Origin of the sequence: Protofrankia sp. Cas3 (assembly GCF_963555955.1) — a bacterium.
In the GTDB taxonomy this organism is placed as follows: Bacteria; Actinomycetota; Actinomycetes; order Frankiales; family Frankiaceae; genus Protofrankia.
Map to the genome: position 1 here is coordinate 1 of NZ_CAUVXP010000293.1, position 3,344 is coordinate 3,344.

The following is a 3,344-nucleotide window of genomic DNA, read 5'->3' on the forward strand; positions in this document are numbered from 1 at the left end:
TTGCACGGTCATCCTTCGGTCACCCGCGGAAGCTCAGCGCCCCGAAGTGGCTGCACGAGGTTGTGCGCTATGCAGCGCATAGTAGCATCGGACCGGGCGCCGAGGCAGCTGCTCGGCGGCACCCACCCTCCGTGCGGCCGGCCAGCCACGGCCCGAGAGACAGGGACACCACATGGACAACTCGTTCGCGCCCGAGCTGCTGCTGGAATCCCGCGGGCCCGTTCGGCTGGTGACCCTGAACCGTCCGGAAGCGCTCAACAGCACCAACGAACGCCTCCACAACGCAATCATCAAGGTCTGGCGGCACATCGCCGCCGACGACGGGGCGCGCGCCGTCGTCCTCACCGGCGCCGGCCGGGCATTCAGCGCCGGCGGCGACATGCCGCACTTCGTCGAGCTGCACAACGACCGCGCGGCGCGGCGCGGCGAGATTGAGCACGCGGCGGCGCTGGTCCACGAGATGGTGGCGTTCCCGCTACCACTCGTCGCCGCCGTCAACGGCCCCGCGGTCGGGCTGGGATGCAACCTCGCCGTGCTCAGCGACGTGGTCCTCATCGCCGAGGACGCCTACCTCTCCGACCCGCACGTGTCGGTCGGACTCACCGCGGCCGACGGCGGAGCCCCCACCTGGCCGCTGCTCATGAGTTTGCTACGGGCGAAGGAATATCTGTTCACCGGCGACCGCATCCCCGCCGCCGTCGCCGTATCGATCGGACTGGCCAACCGGGTCGTGCCAGGAGACAGGCTGCTCGACGAGGCGATCGCCCTCGCGCAGCGGTTCGCCGCCCAGCCGCCGCAAGCCATCCAGTCCACGAAACGGGCGCTGAACCTGCACCTCAGCCGGGCGATCACCGGCATCCTCGAATTCGCCCTCGCCGAGGAGTTCCAGTCATTCGACACTCCCGAACACCAGGCCATCGTCCACCGGTTCCTGCAGCGGCAGGCCGACCGCGCCCAGTAAACCAGCTGATCCGAAAATCGACCGGAACGTGGGCAGGCTGTCGCCCACCCGTCGGATTAGCCCGGGCTGGGAACCCTCCAGTCCAGCAGCTCGTGGCTGGGTGGAGCCTCCGCGGCGGCGAGCCGGTGGAACAGCCGTTCGGCGGGCCCGCCGGGTCGCAGCCAGGTCAGGATGGCGTCGGGCGCGTCGGCGTTGGCCAGGGCGTCCGCGAGCGGGCGCAGCTCGGGACGCATGGCGCCGTTCGTGCCGGTGAGCAACTCGTTGGCGCGGCGGGCGGCCAGGCAGCGTTCGCACATGCCGTCGCGGGGCACGAACCCGGCGCGTCCGCAGGCCGGGCAGTCGTAGTCGACGTCCAGGCCGGCGCACCGGCCGCAGATCCGCTGTCCTTGCTGGTCGAGGCCGACGAGCACTTGGGTGCGTTGGCAGTCGGGGCAGGCGACGGGGTGGCGGCGGGTCCAGGCGTAGCAGGAGGCGCAGACGCTGCCGATCGGCCAGGTGGCGATGATCCGCCGATCGCGCCCACACCGCGCGCAGCGCCGGGCGGCAGCGGGTGCACAGGCGGGGTCCGCCGTGCGCGCCGGTCGTGGCCAGCTTCCCGATCAGCCCGCAGGCGTCGCAGATGCCGAACAGTGTGCGGCGGTAGCACGCCTCGCACATTCCCGGCTGGCCGTCGCGGGCGCGGACTTTGAGCCGGCCTTCCCTTTCGCACAGCCCGCAGCGCGACGCGGGCCGGCAGGCGGCGCACAGCGGTTCGCCGTTGTCGGTGCGGGCGGCTTCGACGGCGGATCGGGTACAGCGGGCGCAGATCACGCGGGGGGTTTCGTAGCAGCGCCGGCAGATCGGTTCCCCGTTCGGCCGCGCCGCTGGCGGCGCCGCGCGTCCGCAGCTGGTGCAGGTCTCCCAGCTGGCGGGGTCGCGGTTCCAGCAGTTCTGGCACACCGGTGTCCCGTCCGGGTCGTGGGCCCGGACCGGGTTGCGTCGACCGCAGCGCCCGCACACTTTGGCCTGCCGGCGTCGTGCGCACCGCGCACAAATCCGGCCGCCCTCGGCCCGTTGCGGCAGGGCTGCCGCGGTCTGCTCGCAGTCGACGCAGGCGGGCACCACGACCGCGTATCCCGCCTGGTGCAGCGTGAACGCGAGCCGGATGAAGACAGCGGGCACGTCGGAGCTTCCTGACCGCAGCGCGTCAGGGAACGTGGCGAGATGGTCGTCCAACCACGCCAACCGCGAATTCACCATTCCCGCGACCGCGTCGAGGTGACGGCAAGCCTCGACCTCCGTCATTCGAGGGACGACAGCGACGAGCCGCCCGGCCAATGCACGCAGTACCGCCTGCCGATCGACAGGTGGTCGCCGGGCGGAACGGGCCGCCGGCCCCCGAAAGGAGCTCGTCGAAGCTCCCGGCAGGTCGGGTGTCATAGTCCCTCCGGCCGGCGGATCGTGGTGCGCCGCGGCCCAGCCGGCGCCCCGCCCGCGGGCCGCCTGCCCGCCGACGCCGTCTTCGCGACCTGCTCGGCGACCGCCACGACCTCGATCAGATCGTTCGGTGTGCAGCCGAGCACGTCACACAAAGCGGCGAAGGTGTCCATCGACAGCCGCTGCGGAGGCTGGGTCACCAGCCGGAAGACCTGCTCCCGGGACAGGTGCACACCGCGTTCGGCCAGCAGCGGCACCAGATCGGAGGTCTGAAACAGACCCTTTTCCGCCATCCGGGTCCGCAGATGCCAGCGGATACTCGTCGTCCGGGTCACCGGGGTGTCTCCCACAGGTCCTCGAAGCGGCGCAGCGACTTCTCCAGCAGTCGATTACGGAACTCGTCCGACACCGCGGTATAGATCGCGGTCGTCGAGGCGTAGGAATGCCCGACCTGCTGTTGCACGAACAGAGGCGGATAGCCGAACTCCAGCAGATGGGTGACATAGCTGTGCCGCAGCGAATGCAAATCCAGCTCCTCCGACAGGCCCGCCGCCCGCCGCGCCAGACCGAACAGGTCATCGAGATGGCGGACCGCAATCCGGCCGCGCCGTTCGGTCACCCACAGGGCGGGATGCTGGCCGGGGTCGAACTGCGGACGCAGCTGCTCGCACCAGTCGTCGAGCAGCTCGACGACCCAGTCGAACTCGGGAACGGTCAGCACCGTGCGCCGCTTCGGTGGGCTGCCCCGCGATGCCTTGCCCCACCGCACCTGCACCGACCCGAACCGGCCATGAGCCGCGGCACGCGGGTTCCACCACATCGAGCATCGCCGCTTCCCGCCGCCGCAACCCGTAGGCGTACACCGTCTTGAGCACCACTGCGTCCCGGTGCGCCGCCAGCGCGCCTTTCCGACCTCGGGAGCGGATGTCCTCGACGCGGGCGTCCGCGGCATCGAACAGCGCCTGGA

Annotated in this window: 3 protein-coding genes and 1 pseudogene; 1 reads left to right on the forward strand and 3 read right to left on the reverse strand. The window is 71.1% G+C overall.

All coding sequences use genetic code 11. From position 1 onward, the window contains the following. Positions 1 to 172: 172 nt before the first annotated feature. Positions 173 to 961 carry an enoyl-CoA hydratase/isomerase family protein gene (locus tag U9983_RS27315; protein ID WP_322756766.1) on the forward strand — a complete coding sequence of 263 codons (789 nt, stop codon included), beginning with the start codon at positions 173 to 175 and terminating at the stop codon, positions 959 to 961. A gap of 56 nt (positions 962 to 1,017) precedes the next feature. On the opposite strand, the gene U9983_RS27320 is transcribed toward U9983_RS27315, so the two are convergent. The 3 genes and pseudogenes from U9983_RS27320 to U9983_RS27330 all read right to left on the reverse strand — a co-directional run. Continuing rightward, positions 1,018 to 1,371 carry a hypothetical protein gene (locus U9983_RS27320; protein WP_322756767.1) on the reverse strand — a complete coding sequence of 118 codons (354 nt, stop codon included), beginning with the start codon at positions 1,369 to 1,371 and terminating at the stop codon, positions 1,018 to 1,020. A gap of 1,005 nt (positions 1,372 to 2,376) precedes the next feature. After that, positions 2,377 to 2,670 (reverse strand): helix-turn-helix domain-containing protein, encoded by a 294-nt coding sequence (locus U9983_RS27325; protein ID WP_416211576.1) that lies wholly within the window; start codon positions 2,668 to 2,670, stop codon positions 2,377 to 2,379. Between the two features lie 38 nt (positions 2,671 to 2,708). Next, positions 2,709 to 3,344: pseudogene (locus tag U9983_RS27330) on the reverse strand (tyrosine-type recombinase/integrase); the annotation flags it as partial.